The sequence below is a fragment of the Mesorhizobium sp. M4A.F.Ca.ET.050.02.1.1 genome, assembly GCF_003997725.1.
In the GTDB taxonomy this organism is placed as follows: domain Bacteria; phylum Pseudomonadota; class Alphaproteobacteria; order Rhizobiales; family Rhizobiaceae; genus Mesorhizobium.
Genome location: NZ_RZSG01000702.1, coordinates 1 through 3,158 on the forward strand (window position 1 = coordinate 1; position 3,158 = coordinate 3,158).

1 protein-coding gene and 2 pseudogenes are annotated in these 3,158 nt (G+C 65.7%); all 3 read right to left on the minus strand.

What is annotated here, in order from left to right:
* Nucleotides 1-2,033: pseudogene (locus EOA33_RS29630) on the minus strand (molybdopterin-dependent oxidoreductase); the annotation flags it as partial.
* Between the two features lie 4 nt (nucleotides 2,034-2,037).
* Nucleotides 2,038-2,367 carry a nitrite reductase small subunit NirD gene (gene nirD, locus EOA33_RS29635; protein ID WP_127407253.1) on the minus strand — a complete coding sequence of 110 codons (330 nt, stop codon included), beginning with the start codon at nucleotides 2,365-2,367 and terminating at the stop codon, nucleotides 2,038-2,040.
* Nucleotides 2,368-2,605: 238 nt separating this feature from the next.
* Nucleotides 2,606-3,158, minus strand: a pseudogene (locus EOA33_RS29640) (NAD(P)/FAD-dependent oxidoreductase); the annotation flags it as partial.

Sequence of the window (3,158 nt, forward strand, 5' to 3'; positions counted from 1 at the left end):
GGGTCGTGATCAATGCGCGAACCAGGACGGCGCCGCGCGGGCTGGATAGGCGCACGATGTCGGCGTCGCCGATGCCATGGTGCTGTGCATCGGCCGGATGGATTTCGACGAAGGGCTCGGCGATGTGCTGGGAAAGACGCGGGCTTTTGCCGGTGCGCGTCATCGTGTGCCAGTGGTCGCGGATGCGGCCGGTGTTGAGGATCAGCGGGTAGTCGGGCGTGGTGCGGGTGTCGGTTGAGACGCGGATCGGGATGAAGCGGGCCTTGCGGTCGGGCGTGTAGAAGTTGCCGTCGGCGAAGAAGCGAATGGGCTGGCGCCCAGTCGTACCGACCCCCTCTCCGGCTCGCTTGTCTCGCTCCGCTCAACGCGCTCTCCGACCCTCCCCTCAAGGGAGAGGATAAGGCCGGTGCTGGCCATTGGAATGGCGCCAAATCCTCATAGCCCTCAGCATTGATCCCGGCATAAGCGCCGATATCAAAATCCCGCGCGCCATCATTTTCATAACCCGACAGCGCGGCGTGCTCGGCGAAGATCTCGCCCGGCCCGGCATGCGCAAACGCCTCGGCAAATCCCATCCGCTTCGCCACCTCGGCAACGATCCACCAGTCCGGCCTCGCCTCACCGGGCGCCGGCAGGAAGGCGCGCTGGCGCGAGATGCGGCGTTCGGAATTGGTGACGGTGCCGTCCTTCTCGCCCCAGGCCGTGGCGGGCAGCGACACATGGGCATGGCGGACGGTATCGGTGCTCGCCAGCACGTCGGAAACCACCACAAACGGGCAGGCCTTGATCGCGGCTTCCACCGCATCGGCGTCCGGCATCGAATCGACCGGGTTGGTGGCCATGATCCAGAGCGCCTTGATGCGTCCGTCGGCCACCGCCCTGAACATGTCGACGGCCTTCAGGCCAGGGTTCGCGGCCATTGCCGGCGCATTCCAGAAACGGCGCACGCGGGCTCTGTGCGAGGGGTTTTCGATCTCCATATGGGCGGCGAGCATGTTGGCGAGGCCGCCGACCTCGCGGCCGCCCATGGCGTTGGGCTGGCCGGTGACCGAGAACGGCCCTGCCCCGGGCTTGCCGATGCGGCCGGTGGCGAGATGGCAGTTGATGATGGCGTTGACCTTGTCGGTGCCTTGCGAGGACTGGTTGACGCCCTGGCTGTAGACGGTGACGGTTTTTTCCGTTGCCGCGAACAACGCGTAGAAGTGCGAAAGCTCGTCCGGGCTCAAACCCGTGGCGGTGGCAATGCCGGCGAGATCGAGCGATGCGATGGCCGCCAGCGTCTCCTCGAAGCCTGAGGTATGTTCGGCAATATAAGCGCGGTCGAGCGCATCGTTCTTCGCGAGATGGGCAAGGACACCGGAAAACAGCGCGGTGTCGCCATCCGGCGCGATCGCCAGATGCTGGTCGGCGATATCTGATGTCATGGTGCGGCGCGGATCGACCAGCACGATCTTCATCCCGGGCCGCTTCTCGCGCGCCGCCGCGATGCGCTGGTAGAGCACGGGATGGCACCAGGCGAGATTGGAGCCGACCAGCACGATGAGATCGGCTAGCTCCAGATCCTCGTAGCAACCCGGCACCGTGTCGGAGCCGAAGGCGCGGCGGTGGCCGGCGACCGAGGAAGCCATGCAGAGCCGCGAATTGGTATCGATGTTGGCCGAGCCGACAAAGCCCTTCATCAGCTTGTTGGCGACGTAGTAGTCCTCGGTCAGCAGTTGGCCTGACACATAAAAAGCGACCGCGTCCGGACCGTGCTCGGCGATGGTCTGCGAGAAGGTCGAGGCGACGAGGTCGAGCGCCTCGTCCCAACCGGCGCGGCGGCCGCCGATTTCGGGATGGAGCAGCCGGCCATCGAGGTCGATGGTCTCGGCGAGCGCCGAACCCTTCGAGCAGAGCCGGCCGAAATTCGCAGGATGATCGGGGTCGCCGCGGAAGGTGACTTCACCGTCCGCGACGACCCTCGCCAGCACGCCGCAGCCCACCCCGCAATAGGGGCAGGTGGTCCTCACCTCGCGCGCTTCGTCGATCTCCATGGGGTCAGGCCGCGCGGCTGGCCAGCGCTTCCAGCGCCAGGAACAGGCGCTCGCCTTCCCGCTTCACCGGGATGGTGCGCACCGAGCCCTCGTCGGCACCGAGCGCCTTGCCGGTCTCGAGCGAGATCACCCAATTGTGCAGCGGGCACGTCACCGCGGCGCCATGGACGATGCCTTGGCTCAGCGGTCCGCCCTTGTGCGGGCAATGATCCTCGATGGCGAAGACCTCGTCGTCGGCGGTGCGGAAGACGGCGATCTTGCCTTGCGGGGTGGCAACGCAGCGCGCGCCACGGCGGGGGATGTCGGTGATGGTGCCTATAGCGATCCAGGTCATTGAGTGAGGGCCTTTTGCTGCAAGTCGAGCCTGGTTGATCCGACCCCTTCTGGCCTGCCGGCCATCTCCCCCTCAAGGGGGGAGATTCCCAAGCCGCCTTGCTTTCGCCAATCGCCAAGGTTGGAGGAAGGGCGCCAAGGCCGAAGCTGCTGATCTCCCCACTTGAGGGGGAGATGGCCGGCAGGCCAGAGGGGGTTGGTACGACCGGATACCGACATCCTATTCGCAAGCATCTCCATCATTCCGCCGCCTCCGCAAACCCGACCGAGGCCATCGGCCGGAATTCGTGCTTGTCCTTGCCAGAAACGCGTTCCGACCACGGGTCGACCTGGGCGAATTTCTGGGAGAAGACGAAGCGCTCGTAGTAAGCCCTGCGCTTTTCGCCGTCGTCCATGATCTGGCGCTTGATCTCCTCGATGCCGACGCGCTTGGCCCATTTGTAGATGCGCTCGAGATAGCGGGCCTGCTCGCGATACATCTGCGTCAGCGCCACGATATGCTCCAGCGCCTCGTCCTCGGTCCTGACCAGGCCGAGCACCTCGGTGCCTTTGATGTCGAGGCCGGCCGCCCCGGCGAAATGGATCTCGTAGCCACTGTCGACGCAGATGACGCCGACATCCTTGCAGGTCGCCTCGGCGCAGTTTCGCGGACAGCCCGACACCGCCATCTTCACCTTGGCCGGCGTCCACGAGCCCCACATGAACTTCTCGATGCGGATGCCCAAGCCGGTCGAATCCTGCGTGCCGAAGCGGCACCAGTCGGAGCCGACGCAGGTCTTCACCGTGCGCAGG

What these genes read in the sequence shown, in the direction of transcription:
- nirD (WP_127407253.1), bottom strand. Translation starts at nt 2,367, where the DNA reads ATGACCTGGATCGCTATAGGCACCATCACCGACATCCCCCGCCGTGGC.